Origin of the sequence: Parvibaculum sp. (assembly GCF_046297875.1) — a bacterium.
Lineage (GTDB): Bacteria > Pseudomonadota > Alphaproteobacteria > Parvibaculales > Parvibaculaceae > Parvibaculum.
Genome location: NZ_JBKBHD010000001.1, coordinates 777118 through 801197, shown reverse-complemented (window position 1 = coordinate 801197; position 24080 = coordinate 777118). Strand labels below are relative to the sequence as shown.

The following is a 24080-nucleotide window of genomic DNA, read 5'->3' as shown; positions in this document are numbered from 1 at the left end:
CCGCGTTCCGGCGGGTGATGACAACGGTCTGGTCTTTCCTGTCCGAAGGCAAAAGAGATAGGTTCGAATCATGTCAAGAATGCCACGATTCCATTTCGCTTTCGCGGTCCACGATCTGTCAAGTGCCAGAGATTTTTACGGCCGCCTGCTCGGCTGCCCCGAAGGGCGCTCGGACGAACACTGGGTCGACTTCGATCTCTACGGTCATCAGATCGTCGCCCATCTCGACCCCGCGGGCCAGTGCGCCGGTGCCGCAGGTGCAGGGGCTGAAACCGGGCGGGATGCCGTGAAGAACGAGGTCGATGGCGACCATGTGCCGGTTCCCCATTTCGGCCTCATCCTTGGCTGGGATGAATGGCACGAACTGGCCGAAAGGCTCCGCGCGGCGGGTGTCGCCTTCGAGATCGAACCCCATATCCGCTTCAAGGGGCTTCCCGGCGAGCAGGCCACCATGTTCTTCCGCGATCCCTCGGGCAATGCGCTCGAGTTCAAGTCGTTTCAGGACGAGGCGCAGATCTTCGCGAAGTAGACCTGCCTACCGCTTTGCATGCATCGCCATGAAGTCGCGCACGCGCGGCGCGATTTCATTTTTCCAGCGCGAGCCGTTGAAAACGCCGTAATGGCCGACGCCCGGCTGCTCCCAATGGGTCTTCATCCGGTCCGGCAGGCTGGTGCAGAGCTTGTGCGCGGCCCTGGTCTGGCCGACGCCCGAAATATCGTCCTTTTCGCCCTCGACCGTCATCAGCGCGGTCTTTGTGATGGCGGCCGGGCGCACCGGCTTGCCGCGATGCATGAACTCGCCCTTCGGCAGCGAGTGCTTCACGAAAACCTCGTCCACCGTCTGCAGATAGAATTCCTGCGTCATGTCCATGACGGAGAGATACTCGTCATAGAACTCGCGATGCTTTTCCGCCGAGTCGCCATCGCCCTCGACCATGTGGTCGAAATAGTTCCAGTGCGCGTCCATGTGGCGGTCGATATTCATCGCCATGAAACCCGAAAGCTGCACGAAGCCCGGATAGACGCGGCGCATCACACCCGGATGCGGCCAGGGAACGGTGGTAATGACATTGCGCTCATACCATTCGGTGCCGCGCTCGGTCGCGAGCCGGTTCACTTCCGTCGGGCTTTCGCGCGTATCGATCGGCCCGCCCATCAGCGTCATGCTGAGCGGGACGCAAGGATCGTCATTGTCGTGCATCACGGCCACCGCTGCAAAGACCGGCACCGAGGGCTGGCAGACGGCGAGCAGATGCACGTCCGGCCCGAGCATGTGGCACATATCGATCACATAGTCGATGTAGTCGTCGAGATCGAAGGAACCTTCCGTGAACGGAACTTTGCGGGCGTCTTCCCAGTCAGTGATATAGACTTCATGGAAGGGTAGCATCGCTTCCACCGTGCCGCGAAGCAGCGTCGCGAAATGGCCGGAAAGCGGCGCGACGATCAGAAGCTTCTGCTGCGGCGCCACACCCTTCATCGCAGAGGGCTCGCGCTCGAAATGGATGAGCTTGCAGAAAGGCCGCTGCCAGACGGTCCGTTCGGTCACAGGCACCGGCTTGCCGTTCACTTCCGTCTCATGCAGGCCGAATTCCGGTTTGCCGTAGCGCCGCGTCGTCGTCTCGAAAACGTCGATTGCCGCCGCCAGCGTCTTGTGCGCGAAACTTTCGGCAAAGGGGTTGAGCGGATGGCGAAGCGCCCAGAGGCTCACTTCGGCGGCCGCGCGGAACGGCGCCACGGCCGCATGGTTCAGTTCATAAATATGATACAGCACGCTCTACCTCGATTCGGATGGGCGCCCGGCGTCTCGCCGCTGCCCGATCCTCCCCCGCGCCTCAATGTTGCAGCGCAACAATTAATGTAGGCTTGCAGAGGGGCGCCTCCAAGAGGATTTTTGCATTCGCATTACGGAAAGAAAAGGCCCCGCCCGCAATCGGGCAGGGCCTTCCTTCAGCCGGGGTGCCGGCTTTCATGACAAAACCGCAGCAGTCTCGCGGCAAAAGCCCCTATTTGCGGGGATTACTGCCCGCCGCCGCAGAGCCGCGTCCACTCCTCTTGCGGCCGCCGCGAGGCCGCACGGTTCGCTGCCGAAATCATCGCCTTGTAGGAGGCGGTGATGATGTTCGCATCGATGCCGACGCCGAACATGTCGCCGGCATGTTCGGGGTCGGCCACTTCCATGAAGGCAACCGCCTTAGCGTCCGTGCCCGAGCCGATGGAGTGCTCTTCATAGTGGCGCAGTTCGATGCCGAGTTTCAGCGCCGCCATCGCCGCATCGATCGGGCCATTGCCGAAGCCCTCGAGCTGCTCTTCCTTGCCGAAGCGCCGCACACGGATTTTCACGCCCTGCTTGCCGCCCTCGTCGAACAGCGTGTGGGAGACGTATTCGATGGGTTCCTTCCGGGTCAGATATTCCTTCTCGAAAATCGCCCAGATGTCGGCGGCGCGCACTTCCTTGCCGCTGTCGTCGGTTACCTTCTGAACGGCCTGACTGAACTCGACCTGCAACCGGCGCGGCAGCCGAAGGTCATACTCCGTTTCGAGGAGGTACGACACGCCGCCCTTACCGGACTGGCTGTTCACGCGAATGATCGATTCATAGGTGCGGCCGAGATCCTTCGGATCGAGCGGCAGATAGGGCACCTGCCAGATGTCGCCCGGCTTGTAGGCCGCAAAGCCCTTCTTGATCGCATCCTGATGCGAACCCGAAAACGCCGTGAAGACGAGATCGCCCACATAAGGATGGCGCGGATGGATCGGCAGCTGCGTGCAATATTCCGCGGTGCGCGCAATCTCGTTGATCTGCGAGAAATCGAGACCCGGATGAATGCCTTGGCTGTAGAGATTGAGCGCCAGCGTTACGAGATCGACATTGCCCGTGCGCTCGCCATTGCCGAAGAGACAGCCTTCCACACGATCGGCACCGGCCATGACGGCAAGTTCGGCGGCGGCAACCGCCGTGCCACGGTCATTATGCGGGTGTACGGACAGAATGATGCCGTCGCGCCGCTCGAGGTTGCGATGCATCCATTCGATCTGGTCGGCATATATGTTCGGGGTCGCCATTTCCACCGTCGCAGGCAGGTTGATGACGACCTTGCGTTCCGGGTTTGCGTCCCAGACCTGCGTCACCGCATCCACGACTTCCTTGGCGAAATCGAGTTCGGTGCCGGAAAAGACTTCCGGACTGTACTGGAAGGTCCAGTTCGTCTCCGGCATCTTCGCGGCGATTTCCTTGATCTGGTGCGCGCTTTCGGTTGCTATCGCCTTTACGCCCTGCTTGCCCTGCTGGAAAACGACTTCACGGAAATTCGGCGCTGTCGCATTGTAGACATGGACGATGGCGTTCTTCGCGCCCTGCAGCGATTCCATCGTGCGCGAGATGAGTTCGGGCCGTGCCTGTGTCAGCACTTCCACCTTCACATCGTCGGGCACAAAGCCGCCTTCGACGAGCTTGCGGATGAAGCCGAAATCCGTGTCGGAGGCCGAAGGAAAACCGGCCTCGATTTCCTTGAAGCCGATCTTCACCAGCATCTCGAACATGCGCAGCTTCCGCTCCGCATTCATCGGTTCGAATAGCGCCTGATTTCCGTCCCGGAGATCGGTGCTCATCCAGATCGGCGGCTTGGTGATGGCATTGTTGGGCCATTGCCGGTCGGTCAGGGGCACCGGCGGAAAGGGCCGGTATTTGTCGGACGGGTTCTTCAACATGGGCTTTCTCGCTTCTTGAACGGCGCGGCGCACGCATCGCGGGTCAGTGGCGCTGACGCGGCGCAAGGATTAGTCGGAAAATGTCGGAAGGGGAATGTTTTCTGCGCTCAGGCGCAGAGAAGCGCGCGCCGAAGAAGCGCGAGGTCAAGGCCGAAGGCCGGAGCGATATGCCGGTTACATTCCATGGCGGCGACCATAATCCGGGCCCGGAAAGGCGTCAAGGCACAGAAAAGCGCAGCAACCCTGACCTTTTGCCTCAGCCCAGATGCTTGGCGATCTCGCGTGCCATTTCGTCGGGCGGCGTCTGCGGCCGGAAGAGCTTGAGGTATTCCCCACCCGGCCCCATCAGGAAAACGATGGAGGAATGGTCCATCGTGTAGGCCTCGCTGACACTCTCATCTTCGACCTTGCCGTAATAGACATGCCAGGCCTTGGCGGCAGCATCGATCTGTTCGGGTGTGCCCGTCAGCCCGGTGAGGCGCGGGTGGAACAGAGCCACATAGCGCGCCAGCACTTCCGGCGTGTCGCGCTCGGGGTCGATGGTGATGAGCACGGGTGTGACCTGCTCGCCCTTTTCGCCCAGCGCATTGACCGCCGCGGACATGACGCCGAGTTCCGTCGGGCAGATATCCGGGCAGAAAGTGAAGCCGAAATAGAGCAGCATGTAGCGGCCCCTGAAATCCTGCTCGGTCACAGTCTCGCCACGATGGTTGACGAGGGTAAACGGCCCGCCAACGCTTGGTGCACCCGCCGACGACCCGCCGGGATTGCGGTTTTCCGCATTGCCGATCACGAGTTCGGAAAGCGCAAGTCCTGCGATGATGGCAAAGAGGATGCCTGCCGCAAGGGCGATTTTGCCGTTTCGCGTCATCCCTGTCCTCCTGCCGCGCGGCACACCCTCAAAAGGGTGCGCAGGCGGCGCAATGGTCTATACTGAGCCGGGTTGGGCCATTTCGGGCCCTTTCGGTATCTGTCTAGCGTCAAACGAGCGTTGTGAACAATGTTTCGGCACCTGAGAACCCGTTCCGGCGGCAAAATGACACGTCCCGCAGGCGCGGTCTTCGCGGCCCTCTTTCTGTCGCTCTGCCTGTCGGTGCCCGCATCCGCCTTCCAGCCCGGCGGTCCGACGAACTACATCATCGACAACGAAACGGTCCATGCCGCACGGACAGGCAATAACGACAAGCTGAAGCCCGAGCTGATAAAGGGCGTTTCGCCGAACGAAACGGGCCGCGACCGGATCCCGATGCTGCTGCTTGCCGCCGCCAACGGCCACCGTTCGACGGTCGAATTGCTGCTCGAATATGGCGCCGACCCAAACCGCCGTGCGCCGGACGGCTCGACGCCGCTCACCGTCGTCGCACTTTCCGGCCGGGCAGATATTGCAGAAGTGCTGCTGCAGGCAGGCGCCGATCCGAACCGAGCCGGCGCGAACCGCGATCTGCCGCTCTTCATTGCGACCCGTGCCCGCCAGGCAGCGATTGTCGAAACCCTCATCCGTCACGGAGTCGATATCCATGTGACGGACATGACCGGCCGCTCTGCGCTTGACCTTGCGGAAGAATCCCATTTCCGCGAAATCGCCACCGTGCTGCGCGCCGCCGGCGGCTGACGCCAGCGCCTCTTGCTCCTGCGCCGCGAGACCCTATCTCTATGACAGTGACATTCTGGCCGAAGGTGCAATGACAGATCGCGGAGCCTCATCGAAACGGACGGCAGAGGCAGGCGCCGAAACGCGCGAGGAAGAAGTCGCGCCGGGCAAGCCCTGGCATCATCTGGCCGACGGCACCTTCCGCAATCCGAAGGGCTGTCCAAGCCGCGGTCAGGGCCGGATGCGCCATGCCGGCCCCTTCTTTCTCGAAATGCTCAAGATGGGCGCGCGCAAGGTCGAGGTGCCGGAGGGCCATGTCGTGCCGCGCGCTGCCGCCGTGCGCGACCTGCAGACACATGCCGATGGCAGCGAGGACTATCTGACCTGGCTCGGCCATGCCTCGTTTCTCATGCGTGTCGGCGGTCTCACCGTTCTGACCGATCCCTATCTCACGACATTTGCTGGCCCCGCGGGCCTCGGCCCGCGCCGCTATGTAAAATCCGGCGTGCCGATTTCGGCGCTGCCCCAGATCGACATTCTGGCCGTGAGCCACAATCATTACGACCATCTCGATGAACGAGCCCTTGCCCGGCTACCCGGCAAGAACCGCATGACGGTCGTTGTTCCGCTCCGGCTCGGCCGCTTCTTCCGTGAGCGCGGCTTTCCCAATGTCATTGAACTCGACTGGCATGAGCGCCATGAAGTGCGCGGTGTCTCCATCACCGCCCTTCCGGTGGTGCATTGGTCGCGGCGCTCCGGCTTCGACACCAACCGGACGCTCTGGGCAGGCTTCGCGCTCAAAAGCGAGCATCATCATGTCTTTTTCGGCGGTGACTCGGGCTATGGCCCCGTCTTCCGCGAAATCGGCGAGGCCTACGGGCCTTTCGATACCGCGCTTCTCGGGATCGGTGCCTACGAGCCCCGCGAAATGATGAAGGCCTCTCACGCAACGCCAGAGGAGGCGGTACAGATGGGGCTCGATCTCAAGGCGCGCCGCATCGTTGGCATGCATTGGGGCACCGTCCTTCTTACTATCGAGCCTCCCTTCGAGCCGCCGGTGCGCTTCCTCAAGGCAGCCGATGAAATGGGCTATGCAAGCGAGGATACCTGGATCATGCGGATCGGCGAGACGAGGCCACTTGCAGGTGCCTGGCCGTCCAATGCCTGATGGGGCGATCCGCCTTGTTCCCCTTCTGACACATGACGCATCGCGTCTGACGCACTAAACTCCGCGCCGTGAAACCGGACGGAGCGGCCGATGAGCACGATAGATGATCGCGTGGCAATGCGCTGGCTGAGGCAGAACTTTCTCGCCGGACGTGTCATGCAAGGCGACCCGAGCGGACAGGTGCGCCTGCAGACGCTGGTCATCCTGCGCTGGCTTGCGATCGCCGGTCAGCTCGCCGCCGTGCTGATCGTGCATTTCGTGCTCGGTTTCCCGCTGCCGCTCGGCGCCTGCCTCGCCGTGATTGCCGCGTCCGCATGGCTCAATGTCTTTCTCACATTGCGCTACCGCTCCTCCATGCGGCTGCCCGATTGGCAGGCGGCCATCTATCTGGCGATCGACCTTGCGCAGCTTGCCGTGCTGATCTTTCTCACGGGCGGCATGCAAAACCCCTTCGCGCTTCTTTTCATGGCGCCTGTCGCCATCTCGGCTTCCACACTCTCTCTGCTCTCCACCGGGCTCCTGCTTGCGCAGGCTTTCACCTATGTAACCTTGCTTGCCTGGTTCCACATGCCGCTGCCCTGGCGGCCGGGAGAAACACCGGACCTGCCGCCGCTTTATGTCACCGGCCACTGGATCGCCTTGCTGCTCGGCCTCGGCTTCATGGCAGCCTATGCTTGGCGCGTCTCGCAGGAATCGCGTCGCATGTCGGCGGCGCTCGCCGCGACGCAGCTCGTGCTCGCGCGCGCGCAGCGCCTTTCGGCGCTTGACGGTCTTGCCGCCGCCGCCGCCCACGAACTTGGCACACCGCTCGGCACCATCTCGCTCGTCTCGAAGGAGCTGATGCGCGGCAAAATGAGCGAGGAGGAAATGAAGGAAGACCTCGCCCTGCTCAACAGTCAGGCCGAACGGTGCAAGGACATTCTCTCTCGCCTGTCCCGGGAGCCGGTCGACGCCGATGCTATCTATCTGCGCCTGCCGCTGCACGGCCTGCTGGACGAGGTGGTCTCGCCTCACCGCGACATGGATGTATTCTTCCGTATAGAGACAATATCCGACGAACCGGACGCGTCCGAACCGGAAATCTGGCGCCGCCCGGAAATGCTCTACGGTCTTGGCAACTTCATCGAGAATGCGGCGGACTTCGCGCGCAATGAAGTGGCCGTCATCGCCCGCTACGGCAAGAACCATGTCAGCGTGACCATCACTGATGACGGACCGGGCTTCGCGCCCGATGTGCTCGAAAAGCTCGGCGAGCCCTACGTAACGACGCGTCCGCGCGACAAGCGTCTTCGGTCCCCGAGCGATGGCGACCACGAAGGCATGGGATTGGGCTTTTTCATTGGCAAGACCTTGCTCGAGCGAACGGGTGCCACCGTCGAGATCGGTAACAGGGCGGACCGCCAGCCCGGTGCTGAAATCTCGGTGCGCTGGCCGCGCCGCATCGTCGAGGCCGAACCCGCCTTTCCGCAGGCGGGTCATTCCTGAGGCGCGCTTGGCTTTGTGCCGCGCTTTGGCCTAAAATCGCGCAACGCCGACGGAGATTGGACTGAAAGTGACAAAGACGACTCAAGCGCCCGAGGGCGAAGCCCCCGTAATCCCGGAAGACCGCACCCTGTTGCTGGTGGATGACGACGTTCCCTTTCTCACCCGGCTTGCCCGCGCCATGGAGGGTCGCGGTTTCGAGGTGATGACCGCCAATACGGTGAAGGAAGGCAAGGAGCTTGCCCGCACCAGAAAGCCGGGCTTTGCCGTGGTCGACATGCGGCTTGAGGATGGCAACGGGCTCGATGTGGTGGCGACGCTTGAGGAGGTGCGGCCGGAAGCGCGCATTGTGGTGCTGACGGGCTACGGCAACATTGCGACCGCGGTGACGGCGGTGAAACTCGGCGCGGTCGACTATCTCGCCAAACCGTCAGATGCCGACCAGATCGAGGCGGCCCTTCTCGCAACCGGCGGCGACAAAGCGGACCCGCCCGAGAATCCGATGTCGGCGGATCGTGTGCGCTGGGAGCATATCCAGCGCGTCTACGAGCTTTGCGACCGCAATGTTTCGGAAACGGCCCGCCGCCTCAATATGCATCGCCGCACGCTGCAACGCATCCTCGCCAAGCGCGCGCCGAAGTGAATTCTCCTAGGCTGCCTGAATGGCCTTGATCGATGAGAGTTCTTTCTTGTCGATCTGGTCGCGCGCCGTTTCCAGGTCAAATCGCGCCTGCAGATTGAGCCAGAACTCGGCTGACGAACCGAATGCCCGTTCGAGACGGAGCGCGGTGTCGGGCGAAATGTCCCGCCGTCCGCCAACAATCGCGCTGATCCGGTTTGCGGGCACACCGAGCTTCCGCGCGAGCGCATTGGCGCTCAGGCCCAGGGGCTTCATGAAATCCTCGGCAAGCACTTCACCGGGATGAATGGGGTCTATCTTCGCCATCTTCATCTGCCTCGCGACATCAGTGATAGTCAACAATTTCAACGCTTTCGGGCCGTCCGTCCTTCCAGACAAAGCAGATTCGCCATTGGTCGTTGATGCGAAGGGACATCTGTCCCTTTCGATTGCCTTTCAACGACTCCAGTCTGTTGCCGGGCGGAAATTTCAGGTCGTCAATGGATTTAGCGGCATCGAGCTGCGCCAGCTTGCGCAGGGCAATGCGTTCAAATGCGCGGAACCGTGCAACCGGTTGCCGGTTCCAGAGGCGCTCCGTGTCCTTGCTTGCAAAACTGCCTATCACGAGAAGGAAAATAGTACGTTATACGTATAACGTCAACATATCACTCCGGCTCCAGAAACCGGTGTACCCGCCGCGCCGAGATGCGTGCGGCATGAAGCGTCAGTTTCTTCCGCCGGGCCGCCGGCAGCGGCGTCACCGGGCCCTCGCGGAGAATTTCGGCGCCATAGCGGTCCGCAACGACGAGGCCCACATCTTCGGGAATGATCTCGCGCGGAAATTCCGGCGGCACGGCGAAATAGAAGCGGTCGCAGAAGTCGAGATATTCCTCCCACTTCGCATCCGTCCGGTAGTCGGTGAGGCTCGACTTGATTTCGATGACGGCAATTTCGTTCCTCGGGCCGAGAGCCAGAATATCGACGCGCCGCCCGGTCGCCAGCGTGAGTTCCGTCACCGGCGCATAGCCCATCTGCGCGAGCAGCCGGCAGACGCCGCGCTGCACGCCTGCCGCTGTCGCCGACTGACGTCCGTCGAAGAGGCGGAACTCGTCCATCTCCATTTCGGGGAGGTCCGGAAGATCGTCCTTTGCCATGAGAGACGCTAGTCCTCGATGCCGGCGCGCCGCAAGGCCTCGTCCAGAAAACTGACGCGGCGCATGCCCTCGCGCGGATGTCCTGCATTGCTGCCGAGCGCAAGCGACACCGCCGCATTGACGGCAATGCCCATGCGGAAGCGCATCTCGTCGATCTGCCGGCCCGACACCGCCGCATAGGAGCGGAAAATCGCATCGCGCAGCGGCCCCGGATTGTCGAAATGCCGGAAGTCTTCCTCGGCGAAGCCCACACCCGCTTCCGCGAAGTCGACCAGTGCCGGGCGCTGCCCGCGTGCCGCGAGCAAGTTGGAAAAATTCACATCGCCATGCAGAAAGACGTGCTGCGCGTCTTCGCCCGCGATCATTTCCTTGAGGTTTTCAAGCCGCACGCGAAGAGACGGGTCATTGATCCGTGTCATCGCTTCCGAAATGCTTCTGAGCGCCGGACTACCGAGCTTTACCGCTTCTGCAGCCAATGCCTCGCCTGCGCGATGGAAATGCGCCAGCGCCGCGCCGATCTCCTCGCCGAGCCTTTCGCGCTCCTCGCCGCGCAGCGCATAGATGCCACCTTCGTCGACTGGCTGCCCGTCGAGCTTTTCAAGGCGGAGCCATCCCGCAAGCGGCGGCCCTGAAAATCCGTATGGATTGGAAAATCGTCCTGCAGCGACAAGCCGGGGCAGGCGGACGCCCTCGATCTGCTGCAAAAATCCGAGCGCCGTCACTTCGCGGTAATGCTTGCTCTCGCCCGTGCCGAGCCCGCCATTGCGGCGCACGAGTTTGAGAACGCTGCCGTCGCCAAGGTCATGCATCGTGCCCCACACGCCTTCGCCAAGAACTGGCCAGGGGCCTTGCGGCAGATCGGGAATCTCGGCGGAAATGGCGGCGTGAGTGTCGGTCATGGCGCCGCACTTTATCAGCCGCATGGGAAAAGCAGTCGCAAAAAAGGAGGGCGGCTCCGGCGGAAGCCGCCCCAAGTCATTCCCTCTGGAGAGGACCCGTCGGGAAACCTATTCCGCCGCCGCGCTCTGCATCGGATTGCGGCGCTTGGCGAAATTGACCGTCTTCAGGAAGTTGATGCCCTGTTCGGCGATATCGTCGCCGACCATGCGGTCGTCCTCGTTCTTCAGCTCTTCCATGTCCACATATGTCGCATAGAAGCCCTTGGTGCGGTCGGTGATGATGCCGGCCTTGAGCAGCGTCTTGACGAGAACGCGGAAGACATTGGCCGCATCCTTCATGCCTTCGCGCCGGTCTTCATCCGTCACCGCTTCCAGCATCTCGGCCTGCACTTCGCGCCAGTCGAGGCCGAAATCGGCATAGATGAGCTTCTTCTGTTCGGGGTTCACGAGGTTGAAGAGCAGCGTCTGGAAAACATTCGCGGCCCAGTCCTCGATGATGTCGCGCTCTTCCGGCGCAAGCTTCGGGATCGTGCGGTCGGCCCAGATCTTGCCGAACTTGTGGTGGAAGGCTTCATCCGTCATCGCAAGCTGGCAGAGCTTCACGAGCAGCGGATCGCGCGCCGTGTTGAAGAAGGTGGCGAAGGTGCCCATGGCAAGGCCTTCGACGAGAAGCTGCATGCCGACGATCTTCTTGTAGACCTCCTTGGCATTGACCATCTCTGAGAGAAGGTTTGCCAGCGTCTCACCGCAGGGAAGCGGCTTGCCGAAGCGCACCTGCACATATTTTGCGAAGGCCGTCACATGGCGGGCTTCTTCGCGCGCCTGGTTTGCCGCATATTCCTGTGCGCCCGGATCGAGCAGGATGTGGCAGAGCGAGGCGGAGAGATTGAGCGCGCCCTGCTCGCCATGCAGGATCGCCGACATCATCCAGCGCGCCGTCTCGTTCACGAAGCGTACCTTTTCCTTTTCGGACAGTTTCTCGAAGCAGGGCAGTTTCAGTTCCGGCACGAGCTGCGGGTCGATCGCCATTTCATGCTCGAGATCGAAGGGCTCGCTGTAGTCGATATATTTCTTGTCGAGCGGATCCCAGAAATGGTCATGCGTCGCCGAGATGATCTTGTCGAAGGCGGAGGAGCGGCGGTTATAGCGCTCCGTGTTCATCATCGCCTGGAAGTCATCCGGCGAGACGGCGTCATAGGCATTGTCCTTGGTGATCTGGCGGGTCTGCGTCATCTCAATCTCCATGTCGCTGGACGGCACTGGCCTGGCCGCTCTCCATCCGGCTTGCGGCCAATTTCCTTAGTTGGAGTGTGGGTATTTGTGCGCTGCACAAGCAATGTAAAAGTGACGCCTGCGTCATTTTGCGCAGGCCGGTTTTCGCGGCGGGGAAAGAGGGTTTTCGATGAAAATGACGCTTCCGTCATTTTGCTGCTGGATTTTGGGTGCTAGGCTTGATGGAATTTAAAGTGACACGCCTGCCATTTTGCGTATGACTGGTCCGCAAATTCCGCTATGATTGACGTAACGGAATAATGAGAACAACGAAGGCAAGCCGCCAGAAACCGGAGGAACCCCATGAGTGACGCAGCCGTCAAATATGAAATCGACGAAGCGCGCGAGCAGGCCTATTCGATGCCGCTTGAGGAAATCGATGTCGGCCGCGCCGAACTCTTCAAGACCGATACGATGTGGCCCTATTTCGAACGTCTCCGTAAGGAAGCGCCGGTTCATTACTGCGCCTCGAATGAGGAGTTCGGTCCCTATTGGTCGGTGACGAAGTACAACGACATCATGGCGGTAGACACGAACCACCAGGTCTTCTCCTCGGAAGGCGGCATCACGCTGCGCGACCAGGACGAGGACTTCAAGCTGCCGATGTTCATTGCGATGGACCCGCCCAAGCATGACGACCAGCGCAAGGTGGTGAGCCCGATCGTCGCCCCTGCAAACCTCGCCAAGCTCGAAAGCACGATCCGGGAACGTGCCGGCAAGCTGCTCGACGAAATGGATACGCAGCAGCCGGTCGACTGGGTGGATCGCATCTCGATCGAGCTGACGACGCAGATGCTCGCCACGCTGTTCGACTTCCCCTTCGAGGAGCGCCGCAAGCTGACGCGCTGGTCCGACGTTGCGACCGCGTCTGAAGATTCCGGCGTCATCGAATCCGAAGAACAGCGCCGCGCCGAGCTTCTGGAATGCGCCGATTACTTCATCGGCCTCTGGAACGAGCGCGTGAATGCGCGCGAGCCCGGCAACGATCTCATCTCGATGCTTGCGCATGGCGAGTCGACCCGCAACATGGACAAGATGGAGTATCTCGGAAACCTGATCCTCCTCATCGTCGGCGGCAACGACACGACGCGCAATTCCATCACCGGCGGTCTCTATGCGCTCAACAAGTTCCCCGAGCAGTATCGCAAGCTGCAGGCGAACCCGTCGCTGATCCCGAACATGGTGGCGGAAATCATCCGCTGGCAGACACCGCTCGCCCATATGCGCCGCACCGCGCTGCAGGATATCGAGCTTGGCGGCAAGAAGATCAGGAAAGGCGACAAGGTTGCCATGTGGTACGTCTCGGGCAACCGCGACGAGGATGTGATCTCCAATCCGAACCAGCTCGTGATCGACCGCGATCGCGCCCGTCAGCACCTTTCCTTCGGCTTCGGCATCCACCGCTGCGTGGGCAACCGTCTTGCCGAGATGCAGCTCCGCATCGTCTGGGAAGAAATCCTGAAGCGTTGGCCGGACGAGCCGATCCGCGTTCTCGCCGAGCCGACCCGCGTCCACTCCGCTTTCGTCAAGGGCTACGAGCAGATGATGGTCGAGCTGCCGAAGCGCAAGCACTGATAAAGTCCGCTTGCTGAAATAAAAGCCGGGCCGGAGAAATCCGCGCCCGGCTTTTCTTTTAATTTCCCAAACAGAAAGGGCGGCTTCCTTAGAAGCCGCCCAGTTTGATCGAGGGGGAACGAGTGTGAGGGAACAGCACTCGTCTACGCTTGCGCAACTTACTCCGCGGCCGACACCGTGACGTTCTTCAGAGCGTCTACATTGGTGCCGAAATTGATCTTCTGCAGATAGCGGATGCCGTCCTCGGCAATATCGTCGCCGACCATGCGGTCGCCTTCGCTCCTCAGCTCTTCCATGTCGACATAGGTCGCATAGAAGGCCTTGGTGCGGTCGGTGATGATGCCGGCCTTGAGCAGCGTCTTGATGAGCACGCGGAAGATGTTCGTGCCTTCCTTCATCGCTTCGCGGCGGTCGTCGTCGCCGAAGGCTTCCAGCATCTCGAGCTGGACCTGCTGCCAGTCGAGGCCGAACTCGCCGTAGATTACCTGCTTCTGCTCGGGGTTCACGAGGTTGAACAGCAGCGTCTGGAAGCACTCGGCCGCCCAGTCTTCGATGATGTTCTGCTCTTCTTCCGAGAGGTTCGGGATCGTGCGGTCGGCCCAGATCTTGCCGAACTTGTGGTGGAAGGCTTCGTCCGTCATCACGAGCTGCGTCAGCTTGACGAGGAGCGGGTCGTTCGACTTCGCATAAAGCGTCGCGAAGGCGCCCATGGCGAGGCCTTCGACCAGCATCTGCATGCCCACGATCTTCTTGTAGACTTCCGGCGCGCCGACGATGTTGGTCAGCAGGCCGCCCAGCGTCGTGCCGACCGGGAGCGGTTTGCCCCAGCGCGCCTGCACGTACTTCGCAAAGGCCGTCACATGGCGGGCCTCTTCGCGGGTCTGGTTCGCCGCATATTCCTGGGCGCCCGGGTCGCGGAGAATGTGGCAGAGCGAGGCCGAAAGGTTCAGCGCGCCCTGTTCGCCGTGAAGGATGGAGGAAAGGGCCCAGCGGGCGCTTTCATTGGCGAGCTTGATCTGCGCCTTGCGGTCCAGCGCCTGCACGCAGGGAAGGCGCAGTTCCGGCACCATCTCTTCGGGCATCACCATCTGATTTTCGAGATCGAAGGGTTCGGAGAAGTCGATGTACTTCGTGTCGAGCGGATCCCAGAAATGGTCGTGGGTCGCGGAGATGATCTTGTCGAAGGCGGTCGAGCGCGCGTTGTAGCGGTCGACGTCCATCATCGCGGGAAAATCGTCCGGCGCGACGGCGTCATAGGCATTGTCTTTGGTGATCTGCCGAATTTCGGTCATCGGGTCCTCCAGAAAGGGGCGGCCCTCAAGGGGCCGGAAACGTCCAATGCCGGACTTGCGGGGCCGCTGCCCTCGCGCCGGTCTATTCTTTGGAACGAGAGAATAGGGTGCCTCTCCCTAGCGTCAAGTTAAAAATGACGCTTACGTCAACTTTGCTGAAAAGGACGATTTTGCGCGCGACTTCGCGGATTAGAGCTACGCAACTGTTACAAATTGGCCCCGAATGTGGTAGGTGAATATCAGCAAGGATGACCGGTCCGGTCCGGCAGCGCGGGGAAGCGCCGTTAGCCGGGAAAAGAGACCGGCGTCTTGGGAGGGGGCTTAACCCCGATAGAATGACAAGGCGGTGTTCTGTCCTGACAGGCAGATCTCCCGCAAACATCGGGGATATGCGGTCCTTCGAGGCCGCCCCGCAGCGAAAGCGGGCAATCCTCCGGAAGTCAAAAGGCCGGCCGGGGCCGCTGGCGAAGGACGCTGAACCGCGTCCCGGCAGCGACACGGCGGAATTGTGATTTGCAACGGGCCACGCTCCGCTTGTGGAGCGCGGCGAGGGGAATGATGGGTACAGTCGATGATTAAACTTCTCGAGAATGTCGTTTTTAGCCTCCGCTCGATCATCCTTCTTGGCCTTTTCGTCTTCACGGTCCTGACGGGCTTTTATGCGCTTCAGCTGCGCATGGATGCAGGCTTCGACAAGCAGCTCCCGATCGGTCACGAATATATTGAGACCTTCACCGAATATCGCGAGCAGCTCTTCGGCTCGAACCGCATCATCGTGGTTCTCGAACCGAATGAGGGCGATGTCTGGACCAAGGAATTCTTCAAGGTCTACAAGGACCTCACCGACGACATCTTCTTCCTTCCCGGCGTCTCCCGTCACACGGTGACATCGCTCTGGACGCCCAACACCCGTTACATCGAAATCACCGAAGACGGCATAAGCGCCGACGATGTCATTTCCGGCAAGGTCACCGCCGATTCTATGACGGAACAGAACCTGCAGAAGATTCAGAGCAACGTCATTCGCGGCGGTTTTGTCGGCCGTCTCGTTGCCGACGATTTCGGCTCCGCGCTGGTCGTTGCCGAACTCCAGGACTTCGACCCGTCGACCGGCCAGCGCCTTGACTATTTCGACCTTGCCGCAAAGCTCGAGCGTCAAATTCGCGCAAAATACGAGAATGACGAATATACCGTCCGTATCATCGGTTTCGCCAAGCTGGTTGGCGACATCGCGGATGGCGCGGGCACGGTGGTCGGGTTCTTTGCGCTCGCTTTCGCGCTGACTGCGCTGGCGCTCTATCTCTTTGCCCGCTCGATCATGCTCACCGCCGCGACGCTCTTTGCCTCGCTGACATCGGTAGTCTGGCAGTTCGGCCTTCTTACCTTCCTCGGCTATGGTCTGGACCCGCTGGCGGTGCTGGTGCCGTTCCTGATCTTTGCCATCGGCGTCAGTCACGGTGTGCAGCAGATCAACGTCGTCACCGCGGAATTGGAGGCGGGCGCCGACGGCATGGCGGCCGCACGTTCCGCCTTCTCGCGGCTTTTCGTGCCCGGCTCCATGGCGCTCATCACCACGCTGGTGAGCTTCGGAACGCTCTATCTGATCCCGGTCACGATGATCCGCGAACTTGCGATCACTGCTTCGATCGGCGTCATCCTGAAAGTTCTCACGAACCTGATCATGCTGCCGTTGCTCGTCAGCTACATGAAGTTCGACGACGATTTCCGCAAGCGCATACACCGCTCGCGTGAAATTCGCCTGAAGATCATGCGTTCGCTCGGCTTCGTGGCAAATCCGAAGATCGCGCCCTTCGTGCTGATCGGTGCAACGGTCCTCTTCGGCATTGCGGTCCATCAGGCGATGAACCGCCACGTCGGCGCGCTTCATGCCGGCGCACCGGAGCTTCGCCCCGATGCCCGCTACAATATCGACTCGAACAAGATTGCCGCCGACTACGCGCTCGGTCTCAACGTGCTGATCGTCGTGGTGGAAACGCCCGCCGATAGCTGTGTGCAATATCCCTACATGCAGTTCCTGAACAAGTTCTCGTGGTACATGCAGAACGTGCCGGACGTGACGCTGGTCGGTTCGCTTCCCTTTGCAATCAAGGGGTCGGCCGCCGGCTGGAACGAAGGCAATCTGAAATGGAAGGACATTCCGCGCAACCGGCCGGCGCTCGCCCAGGCGGCGAACACGGTGCCGGGTTCCTCCTCCCTCTATAACCAGGACTGCACCATCCTTCCGCACAGTTTCTATCTGCGCGACTCGAGGGCGACCACGATCAATCGCGCCGTCGAGGCCGTGAAGGAATGGCGCACCAATAATCACATGGAAGGCGTCACCATCCGTCTCGCCTCCGGCAACATGGGTGTGCAGGCGGCGGTGAACGAGGAGATCACCGAAACCGAATTGCCCATGATGATGTGGGTCTATGCGGTTATCGTCGCGCTCGTCATGCTGACCTATCGTGACTGGCGTGCGGTACTTGCATGCTGTCTGCCGCTCACCTTCGGCACTTTCTTCGGCTACTGGTTCATGGAAGTGCTGCAGATCGGTCTCACCGTGGCGACGCTGCCGGTGATGGTGCTCGCTGTCGGTATCGGCGTTGACTACGCCTACTACATCTACAACCGCGTTCCCTACTACATGGGCGAGGGCATGACGGTGAGCGACGCTTTCCGTCAGTCGCTGCAGGAAGCCGGCATGGCGACCTTCTTCACCGCGCTCACGCTGGCGGTGGGTGTGTCGACCTGGGCCTTCTCCGACCTGAAATTCCAGGCGGATATGGGTCTGCTGCTTGCCTTCATGTTCATGGTCAACATGGTCATGGCGGTGAGCGTGCTTCCGGCCCTCGCGGTAACGCTCGAAAAGCTCGTGCCGCGCAAGCGCCCGATGGCCCGCCAGGCCGCGCCCGTTCACTAGGGCGCGACTGCCGAATGAAAAGGCCGCCGGTTATCCGGCGGCCTTTTTCTATCCTGAGGCGGGGTGGCGCGAAGACGACTGGCGGCTCAGGCCTCCGGCGTATACCGCACCGGCATTTCCTTGATGCCGTAAATGAAGTTCGAGCGAAGCCTGCGTACAGGTCCGGAGACATGAATGTCCGGGAAGCGGCGCAACAATTCCTCGAACAGCACCGTGAGCTGCAATTCGGCAAGCCGCGATCCGAGACAGAAATGCTGGCCGACGCCAAAGCCAAGCTGCGTTGCGGCATCGGGCTTTGTGTAGCGCGTCACGTCGAAGCGGAAAGGATCGTCAAAGGCGTCTTCGTCGCGGTTGGCGGAGGCATACCACATCACAACCTTGTCACCCCTGGCGATCTTCTGCCCGCGGATTTCCGTGTCCTCGGTCGCCGTGCGGCGCATATGGAGCACGGGGCTAACCCAGCGCACGATCTCCTGCACCGCGCTTGGAATAAGCGATGGATCGTCGAGAAGCTTCTGCCGCTCCGCCGGGTTCTCGGAGAGCGCCAGCAGGCCGCCCGAGATCGAATTGCGCGTCGTCTCGTTGCCGGCAACGACGAGCAGGATAAAGGTCCCGATATAGGTCGGAAAACTCATCGACTGCCCGTCGATCTTCGAATGGGCGAGCATTGAAATGAGATCGTCGCCGGGCTTTTCGAGCCGCTGCTGCCAGAGCCCCGCCGAATAGGCGGCCATTTCCGACAGGCACTTGTGCATATACTCGTCGGAAACGCGAAGCTCCGGGTCGTCCTCGCCCACCGTCGCATTCGACCATTCGAAGAGCTTGGCGCCGTCGCTTTCCGGCACGCCGAAAAGTTCGGCCAACACTTCGATCGGCAGCGCAGCTGCGACGGCCGAAATGAATTCCGCATCGCCCGTCTTCGGTAGATTGTCGAGAAGCCGCGTCACGCGCGCGCGGATGCGGTCTTCCATACCGGAAATCCTCTTCGGTACGAAGCCCGGCGTCACCATGCGCCGGTAGCCCGCATGTTCCGGCGGGTCCATCGAGATCATGCTCGCTTCGGTCGCGTTTCCGCCGATCTCGTTCTCGTTGAAGATGCGATGCCCGCCCATGTCCTTCGCCGAGGAAAAGACTTTCGGGTTCTTCGAGATCGCCTCGATGTCGTCATAGCGCGTGATGGCCCAGAAGCCGGTGCTGTCCGCTTCCGGGTTCCAGTAGACAGGCTCCTCCGCGCGCAGACGGCGGAACACGCCGTGATGTTCCTCGTGCAGATAGAGATCGGGATCTTTCAGATCCGGCTTGCCGCCAAGATCGATCGCCTTCGCCTTTGGCCTGAGCATTGGAACATCCTCCCCATGTTCTTGTTGGGGAGAAGTCTAAGGCCCCTCGGTGCTTGCGCTCAAGCGAGGGGAAAGCCGACCGCCGCCTCGAGATCCTTCAGCGCCTGTTCCGGCGAGACGACCTTGATCGTCGTCATGCCGAGTGCCTTCGCGGGCTTCAGATTGATGCCGAGATCGTCGAGATAGACGCTTGCCGCAGCGGAAACCCCAAGGGCCTCGCAGGCCATCTGATAGATGCGCGGATCGGGCTTGCGGATACCAACCTTGGAACTTTCGATGACATGGTCGAAAAGCGACATGACTTCTGCGACGGCTTCGGCCTTCTCGCTGCTGCGTGCCATGCCTGCGCCCTTGCCGGCGGAGACATTGTTGGTGATGCAGCCCACTTTCGTGCGCTCCTTGCAGCGCTTCAGCGCCGTCACCATTTCGGGCCGGATGTCGCCCGCGAGGAGTTCGATGATGTCGCGTCCGGGAATGCGGCTGCCCCTGGCGGCGGATTCTTCGGCAAAGAGCCGGTCGAACTCGTCGAGCGAACATTCGCTGCGCTCGAACAGGGCCCAGGCATTGGTATCGGGATTGGTTGCGTTGATGCCGCGAATGAAATCGGCCGGCAGCCCCCTCTCGCGCTCATAGCGGTTGAATGCCTCGAAGGGGCTCGATGTCAGCACTCCGCCGAAATCCCAGATGACAGCCTCGACCATGTAAGTTCCTCGCCTGCGAAATGCCGTTTCGCGGGAACCTACACGTTTGGAGGGACAAGAGCCAAGCCGCGTCTAGCGCGCCTTGACCATGCAGTCCTGACCGGCTGCCTTGAGCTTCTCGCAGGCCGATATGGCAGCCGCCCTGGTCTCGAATCCGGCAGCACGGACACGGTAGAAGATGCCCTTGTCGCCGAGATCGGCGCGCTCGATATCGAGCGCATGGCCACCGAGAATGGGGCCATGTTTTGCCTGAAGTGCGGCCCATGCGCTGCGGGCAGCCGCTTCCTCGCGCATTGCCATGATCTGCACGACGAATGCGCCCGTGCTCGCGGGCGCTGCTGCAGGCGCTGGTGCCGCAGGTTCGGCCATTTCGGCAACAGCCGTTTCGGGTTCGGGTTCGGGCGCGGAAGCAGGCTCCGGCGCGGTCGAGGCAGGCGGAACGATGGCGGTGGGGGCCGTGTCCGCTGCAATCTCGGGCTCAACCGCCGGTTCGGCTGCAGTCTCGGCTTCTGCCGCTGTCGCCTCTTCCTCGCGCAGGTCGGCAAAGACGTCTTCCGCGGGTTCTTCGGCCGCAGAGCGTTCTGTCGCTGCAGTCCCGGGAAGGGCCGCCAGATCCGGCGATACTGGGGCGACACCGCCGCCACCTTCATTCAGCGAATAGGCGACGAGGACGCCCACAAGCAGAGCGAGCCCCACAAACGCACCGGCGATCAGGCGCCCGCGCCTGCCGCCGCTCTCTTCTTCGGGCGTATAGATGATTTCGGGTTCGGGCGGGCTTGGCCGCTCTTCTTCATCCGATCCGTACATATCCGGCCTCTCCGTGGCGGCGCTCGCATAAAGCGCCGGGGACGGGCCTTCATCGGCGCCGATTCCGCTCAAGCTGGGCTGCCGCCCGGGCGTGAGCGTCACCCGCGAAACCGGGTCCACAGAGGAAGGCCCTGCTTCACCCTTGCGCGCCAGAAGGTCACTCGTCAATGAGGCAGGCTTCTTGGACATCAGGCAGCGCCCCTCAGCACCTCGTCAGAGGTCGTGTCAGTGCCGCCGGCAATGAAGGAACCGGAGGCAAGCGGCGAGGTTTCGCGGCCCTTGAGCCGGTCGTCGAGGAAGCGCCAGAGCTCGGAGATTTCCTCCGGGGATTTGGTATTGGAGCCGATCTCCATGACGGTCCGGCCATCGATCATGCTGGAGGCGAAGTCGATTCGCTGGTGCAGGATCGAGGGCGCCACAGCGCCGTGATGCGACAGGGCGATAATGGCCTCGGTCGTGATGCGGGCGCGGGGCGATGCGCCATTGACCGCGAAGACCAGCGGCTTGCCGATCTCTTCGCACAGGCGAACGGTGGCGCCGGCCGCTCGCAGGTCATGCGGGCTCGGGCGCGTGGGAATGACGACGAGGTCGGACTGGCCGATCACCTGGCCGATGGTCGCGGTAATGGCCGGCGGCGTGTCGATGATGACGAGCCTCACCCCGCCATCCTTGAGGCGGGCCAGATCGGCCTCGAGCCCCTCACTGGACGCGCGCACGAAGAACGGCCTCTCGGCCTCGCGCGCATTCCACCACTGGGAGAGAGACCCCTGCGGGTCGGTATCGATCAGGGCAACGGGCCCTGCGCCCCGGAGTTCGGCTTCGACGGCAATATGGCCGGCAAGCGTGGTTTTCCCGGAGCCACCCTTCTGGGACGCAAACGCGATGACATGCATGGCTTATTCCCGATGACCGGCCGCCCGCTCAAATCCTTTGATCGCGGCCCTGAAAATGTGACGCGCCGGTCACGACCCGGGAAAGAGCTTTCGCGCTCCCGCGATCCGCCGGCATGTGCGTGATCGAATATAGAAAAGGCCGAATCAGCCCCCGCAGCGAGAGTAATGGCTGACCCATTCTGGCTCAACATGTGGCAGTGAAAAATCGCGATGCCACCATAAAATGTGTTGATGGGGACACATGGCGCGTGCGGCGCCGGTTCAGCACCGGCCGGCCTCTGCCACGATTTTCACCATCGCGCCTGTCAGACGGGCAAGCTCGTCCGGCTGGATGACAAGAGGCGGCGTCGTATAGACGATGTTGCCGAAAGGCCGGATCCAGACGCCTTCCTCGACGAAGCGTCGCTTCAGAAAATTGAGGTCGCTCATCTTTTCCAGTTCGATCACGCCGATCGCGCCTTTCACGCGCACATCGCGCACACCCGGCAGGCCTCTCGCGGGCTCCAGTTCACGCGCGAGCTGGGCAGAAATCGCCTTCACCTGGTCGATCCGGGGCTCGCGCTCGAAGAGATCGAGCGATGCATTGGCCGCCGCGCAGGCAAGCGGATTGCCTGTATAGGTCGGCCCATGCATCAGCGCCTTGCCCGCTTCTTCGCCGAGAAAGGCCTCGAACACTTTTCCGCGCGCGATGGTCGCCGCAAGCGCCATCGTTCCGCCGGTCAGTGCCTTCGACAGCGTCACGATGTCGGGCACGATGTCCGCCTGTTCGCAGGCAAACATGCTGCCGGTGCGGCCGAAGCCGGTGAAAATTTCGTCGAGGATCAACAAGAGATCATGCTTGTCGCAAAGCGCACGCAGTGTTTTCAGCGTCTCCGGCGTATGGAAGCGCATGCCGCCCGCGCCCTGCACCAGCGGTTCGGTGACGACCGCCGCAATCTCTCCTGAATGCGCGGCAAGAAATGCGTCGAGCGCCGCCGTCTTTTCGTCATCGGCCGGGAGATCGCAGATGAACTGCTCCGCGATGGCGCCCTTGAAAAGCGTATGCATGCCTTCGTCCGGGTCGCAGACAGACATGGTGGCCAGCGTGTCGCCGTGATAGCCGCCCTTGAAGGAGACGAAGCGCGTGCGCCCGCGCCGTCCGTTGTTGATCCAGAACTGCACCGCGATCTTCATCGCGATCTCGACGGAGACGGAGCCTGATTCGGAAAAGAACACATGGTTCAGGTCACCTGGCAGCTTCTGCGAAAGCCGCGTGGCGAGACGGCAGGCCTGCTCATGCGCAAGCCCGCCAAGCATGACATGCGGCATCTTCTCGAGCTGCCCGATGACGGCTTCGCGAATATGCGGATGGTTGTAGCCGTGCGCCGCCGTCCACCAGGATGAAATGCCGTCGATAAGTTCGCGGCCGTCGGAAAGCGTAAGGCGTACACCGTCCGTTCTCACGACAGGCAGCGCCATTGGCGTCGTCTGCATCTGCGTATAGGGCAGCCAGAGATGCGGCGCGCCTTCCGTCAGCCACGCCGGTGGATTCTCGATCAGCGGATTGAGCGGCGGAACGGGCATGCCTGCCGCGTCACTTCTCCGAGGGGCAGCTATGCGCGGGCATCGGCACGATGCCGAGCTTGTCGAACAGGCGCCGGTCCTTGTCCTCTTCCGGGTTCTTTGCGGTGAGCAGCTTGTCGCCGACAAAGATGGAGTTCGCTCCCGCCATGAAGCAGAGCGCCTGCAGTTCTTCCGACATGAGCTCGCGGCCCGCGGCAAGCCGCACGACCGATTTCGGCATGGCGATGCGTGCCACCGCGATCATGCGCACGAAGTCGATCGGGTCGACTTTCTCGCTGCGGCCGAGCGGCGTGCCTTCCATCGGCATCAGCATGTTGATCGGCACGCTCTGCGGATGTTCATCGAGATTCGCCAGAGTCATCAGCATGCCGATGCGGTCGTCGGGGCTTTCGCCCATGCCTACAATACCGCCCGAGCAGACATTGATGCCCGCATTGCGCACACGCTCCAGCGTGTCGAGCCGGTCCTGATAGGTCCGTGTGCTGATGACATTCGGATAATATTCTTCCGACGTATCGACATTGTGGTTGTAGTAGTCGAGGCCCGTCTGCGCGAGGCGGTGGACCTGCTGGCCGGAAAGCATGCCGAGCGTCATGCAGGTTTCCATGCCCATTTCCTTCACGCCTTCGATCATGGCGCAGATCATGTCCATGTCGCGGTCCTTCGGCTCGCGCCAGGCCGCACCCATGCAATAGCGGGTCGCGCCGGCTTCCTTCGCCTTGCGGGCTTCTGCCAGCACCTTCTCGACCTCCATCAGCTTGGAGGCCTTGAGCCCGGTATCGAACTTCGCGCTCTGGGCGCAATAGCCGCAATCCTCGGGGCAGCCGCCGGTCTTGATCGAGAGCAACGTCGACATCTGCACTTCGTTTGCCTTGAACCAGCGGCGGTGAACGAGTTGCGCCTCGAACAGAAGATCGTTGAAGGGCAGGTCGAAAAGCGCCTGCAGCTCGGCCCGTGTCCAGTCATGCCGCGTCTCGTCCGGATTGGTGCGCCGGGAGATGCCGGTGCTCTCAATGGCTTCGGGCTTGTCGATACGGGTCTGGATGGTCATGGGCCGCGCCTTCTCTCGATGCGGGGTCGGAACATTTCC

Annotated in this window: 22 protein-coding genes; 7 read left to right on the top strand and 15 right to left on the bottom strand. The window is 61.7% G+C overall.

Going from position 1 to position 24080, the window contains the following annotated elements; all coding sequences use genetic code 11:
* Nucleotides 1-70: 70 nt before the first annotated feature.
* A complete protein-coding gene (locus ACK4FH_RS03940; RefSeq protein ID WP_409811301.1) occupies nucleotides 71-529 on the top strand; it encodes a VOC family protein in 459 nt (152 codons plus the stop codon).
* Between the two features lie 6 nt (nucleotides 530-535).
* Here ACK4FH_RS03940 and ACK4FH_RS03935 read toward each other — a convergent pair whose 3' ends face one another.
* From ACK4FH_RS03935 to ACK4FH_RS03925, 3 genes are all read right to left on the bottom strand, one after another.
* Complete coding sequence (locus tag ACK4FH_RS03935; RefSeq protein WP_409811300.1) at nucleotides 536-1774, bottom strand: polyhydroxyalkanoate depolymerase; 1239 nt, start codon at nucleotides 1772-1774, stop codon at nucleotides 536-538.
* Between the two features lie 245 nt (nucleotides 1775-2019).
* Nucleotides 2020-3711 (bottom strand): 2-isopropylmalate synthase, encoded by a 1692-nt coding sequence (leuA, locus tag ACK4FH_RS03930; protein WP_409811299.1) that lies wholly within the window; start codon nucleotides 3709-3711, stop codon nucleotides 2020-2022.
* 256 nt (nucleotides 3712-3967) lie between these two features.
* Entirely contained in the window at nucleotides 3968-4582 is a 615-nt protein-coding gene (locus ACK4FH_RS03925; protein ID WP_409811298.1) for an SCO family protein, read from the bottom strand.
* Between the two features lie 165 nt (nucleotides 4583-4747).
* Between ACK4FH_RS03925 and ACK4FH_RS03920 the strand changes: the two genes are divergently transcribed.
* The 4 genes from ACK4FH_RS03920 to ACK4FH_RS03905 all read left to right on the top strand — a co-directional run bounded on the left by ACK4FH_RS03920 (nucleotide 4748) and on the right by ACK4FH_RS03905 (nucleotide 8595).
* On the top strand, nucleotides 4748-5323 hold the full coding sequence (locus ACK4FH_RS03920; RefSeq protein WP_409811297.1) for an ankyrin repeat domain-containing protein: 576 nt from the start codon (nucleotides 4748-4750) through the stop codon (nucleotides 5321-5323).
* Nucleotides 5324-5393: 70 nt separating this feature from the next.
* On the top strand, nucleotides 5394-6470 hold the full coding sequence (locus ACK4FH_RS03915; RefSeq protein WP_409811296.1) for an MBL fold metallo-hydrolase: 1077 nt from the start codon (nucleotides 5394-5396) through the stop codon (nucleotides 6468-6470).
* Between the two features lie 90 nt (nucleotides 6471-6560).
* The gene (locus ACK4FH_RS03910; RefSeq protein ID WP_409811295.1) at nucleotides 6561-7955 is read left to right on the top strand and encodes an ActS/PrrB/RegB family redox-sensitive histidine kinase; all 1395 of its coding nucleotides are present in this window, start codon (nucleotides 6561-6563) and stop codon (nucleotides 7953-7955) included.
* Between the two features lie 67 nt (nucleotides 7956-8022).
* Nucleotides 8023-8595: an ActR/PrrA/RegA family redox response regulator transcription factor gene (locus ACK4FH_RS03905; RefSeq protein ID WP_409811294.1), complete on the top strand. Its 573-nt coding sequence runs from the start codon at nucleotides 8023-8025 to the stop codon at nucleotides 8593-8595.
* Nucleotides 8596-8601: 6 nt separating this feature from the next.
* Here the strand turns inward: ACK4FH_RS03905 and ACK4FH_RS03900 are convergent, their stop codons facing one another.
* The 5 genes from ACK4FH_RS03900 to ACK4FH_RS03880 form a co-directional block, all read right to left on the bottom strand.
* The gene (locus tag ACK4FH_RS03900; RefSeq protein ID WP_409811293.1) at nucleotides 8602-8898 is read right to left on the bottom strand and encodes a HigA family addiction module antitoxin; all 297 of its coding nucleotides are present in this window, start codon (nucleotides 8896-8898) and stop codon (nucleotides 8602-8604) included.
* Nucleotides 8899-8917: 19 nt separating this feature from the next.
* A complete protein-coding gene (locus ACK4FH_RS03895; RefSeq protein WP_409811292.1) occupies nucleotides 8918-9196 on the bottom strand; it encodes a type II toxin-antitoxin system RelE/ParE family toxin in 279 nt (92 codons plus the stop codon).
* Between the two features lie 40 nt (nucleotides 9197-9236).
* Nucleotides 9237-9725: an MmcB family DNA repair protein gene (locus ACK4FH_RS03890; protein WP_409811291.1), complete on the bottom strand. Its 489-nt coding sequence runs from the start codon at nucleotides 9723-9725 to the stop codon at nucleotides 9237-9239.
* 8 nt (nucleotides 9726-9733) lie between these two features.
* Nucleotides 9734-10624, bottom strand: a complete 891-nt coding sequence (locus ACK4FH_RS03885; protein WP_409811290.1) for a phosphotransferase family protein — start codon at nucleotides 10622-10624, stop codon at nucleotides 9734-9736.
* Between the two features lie 108 nt (nucleotides 10625-10732).
* Complete coding sequence (locus ACK4FH_RS03880; RefSeq protein WP_409811289.1) at nucleotides 10733-11857, bottom strand: ferritin-like domain-containing protein; 1125 nt, start codon at nucleotides 11855-11857, stop codon at nucleotides 10733-10735.
* Nucleotides 11858-12199: 342 nt separating this feature from the next.
* Between ACK4FH_RS03880 and ACK4FH_RS03875 the strand changes: the two genes are divergently transcribed.
* Nucleotides 12200-13471 (top strand): cytochrome P450, encoded by a 1272-nt coding sequence (locus tag ACK4FH_RS03875; RefSeq protein WP_409811288.1) that lies wholly within the window; start codon nucleotides 12200-12202, stop codon nucleotides 13469-13471.
* A gap of 158 nt (nucleotides 13472-13629) precedes the next feature.
* On the opposite strand, the gene ACK4FH_RS03870 is transcribed toward ACK4FH_RS03875, so the two are convergent.
* Nucleotides 13630-14763 carry a ferritin-like domain-containing protein gene (locus tag ACK4FH_RS03870; RefSeq protein WP_409811287.1) on the bottom strand — a complete coding sequence of 378 codons (1134 nt, stop codon included), beginning with the start codon at nucleotides 14761-14763 and terminating at the stop codon, nucleotides 13630-13632.
* 571 nt (nucleotides 14764-15334) lie between these two features.
* Between ACK4FH_RS03870 and ACK4FH_RS03865 the strand changes: the two genes are divergently transcribed.
* The gene (locus ACK4FH_RS03865) at nucleotides 15335-17686 is read left to right on the top strand and encodes an efflux RND transporter permease subunit (protein ID WP_409811286.1); all 2352 of its coding nucleotides are present in this window, start codon (nucleotides 15335-15337) and stop codon (nucleotides 17684-17686) included.
* Between the two features lie 86 nt (nucleotides 17687-17772).
* On the opposite strand, the gene ACK4FH_RS03860 is transcribed toward ACK4FH_RS03865, so the two are convergent.
* From ACK4FH_RS03860 to bioB, 6 genes are all read right to left on the bottom strand, one after another.
* A complete protein-coding gene (locus tag ACK4FH_RS03860; protein ID WP_409811285.1) occupies nucleotides 17773-19026 on the bottom strand; it encodes a cytochrome P450 in 1254 nt (417 codons plus the stop codon).
* Between the two features lie 59 nt (nucleotides 19027-19085).
* The gene (locus ACK4FH_RS03855) at nucleotides 19086-19727 is read right to left on the bottom strand and encodes an HAD-IA family hydrolase (RefSeq protein WP_409811284.1); all 642 of its coding nucleotides are present in this window, start codon (nucleotides 19725-19727) and stop codon (nucleotides 19086-19088) included.
* A 72-nt stretch (nucleotides 19728-19799) separates the two neighbouring features.
* The gene (locus ACK4FH_RS03850) at nucleotides 19800-20606 is read right to left on the bottom strand and encodes an SPOR domain-containing protein (protein WP_409811283.1); all 807 of its coding nucleotides are present in this window, start codon (nucleotides 20604-20606) and stop codon (nucleotides 19800-19802) included.
* Between the two features lie 116 nt (nucleotides 20607-20722).
* Nucleotides 20723-21427 (bottom strand): AAA family ATPase, encoded by a 705-nt coding sequence (locus tag ACK4FH_RS03845; RefSeq protein ID WP_409811282.1) that lies wholly within the window; start codon nucleotides 21425-21427, stop codon nucleotides 20723-20725.
* A 261-nt stretch (nucleotides 21428-21688) separates the two neighbouring features.
* A complete protein-coding gene (locus ACK4FH_RS03840; RefSeq protein ID WP_409811281.1) occupies nucleotides 21689-22990 on the bottom strand; it encodes an adenosylmethionine--8-amino-7-oxononanoate transaminase in 1302 nt (433 codons plus the stop codon).
* Between the two features lie 10 nt (nucleotides 22991-23000).
* A complete protein-coding gene (gene bioB / locus ACK4FH_RS03835) occupies nucleotides 23001-24041 on the bottom strand; it encodes a biotin synthase BioB (RefSeq protein WP_409811280.1) in 1041 nt (346 codons plus the stop codon).
* Between the last annotated feature and the right edge of the window lie 39 nt (nucleotides 24042-24080).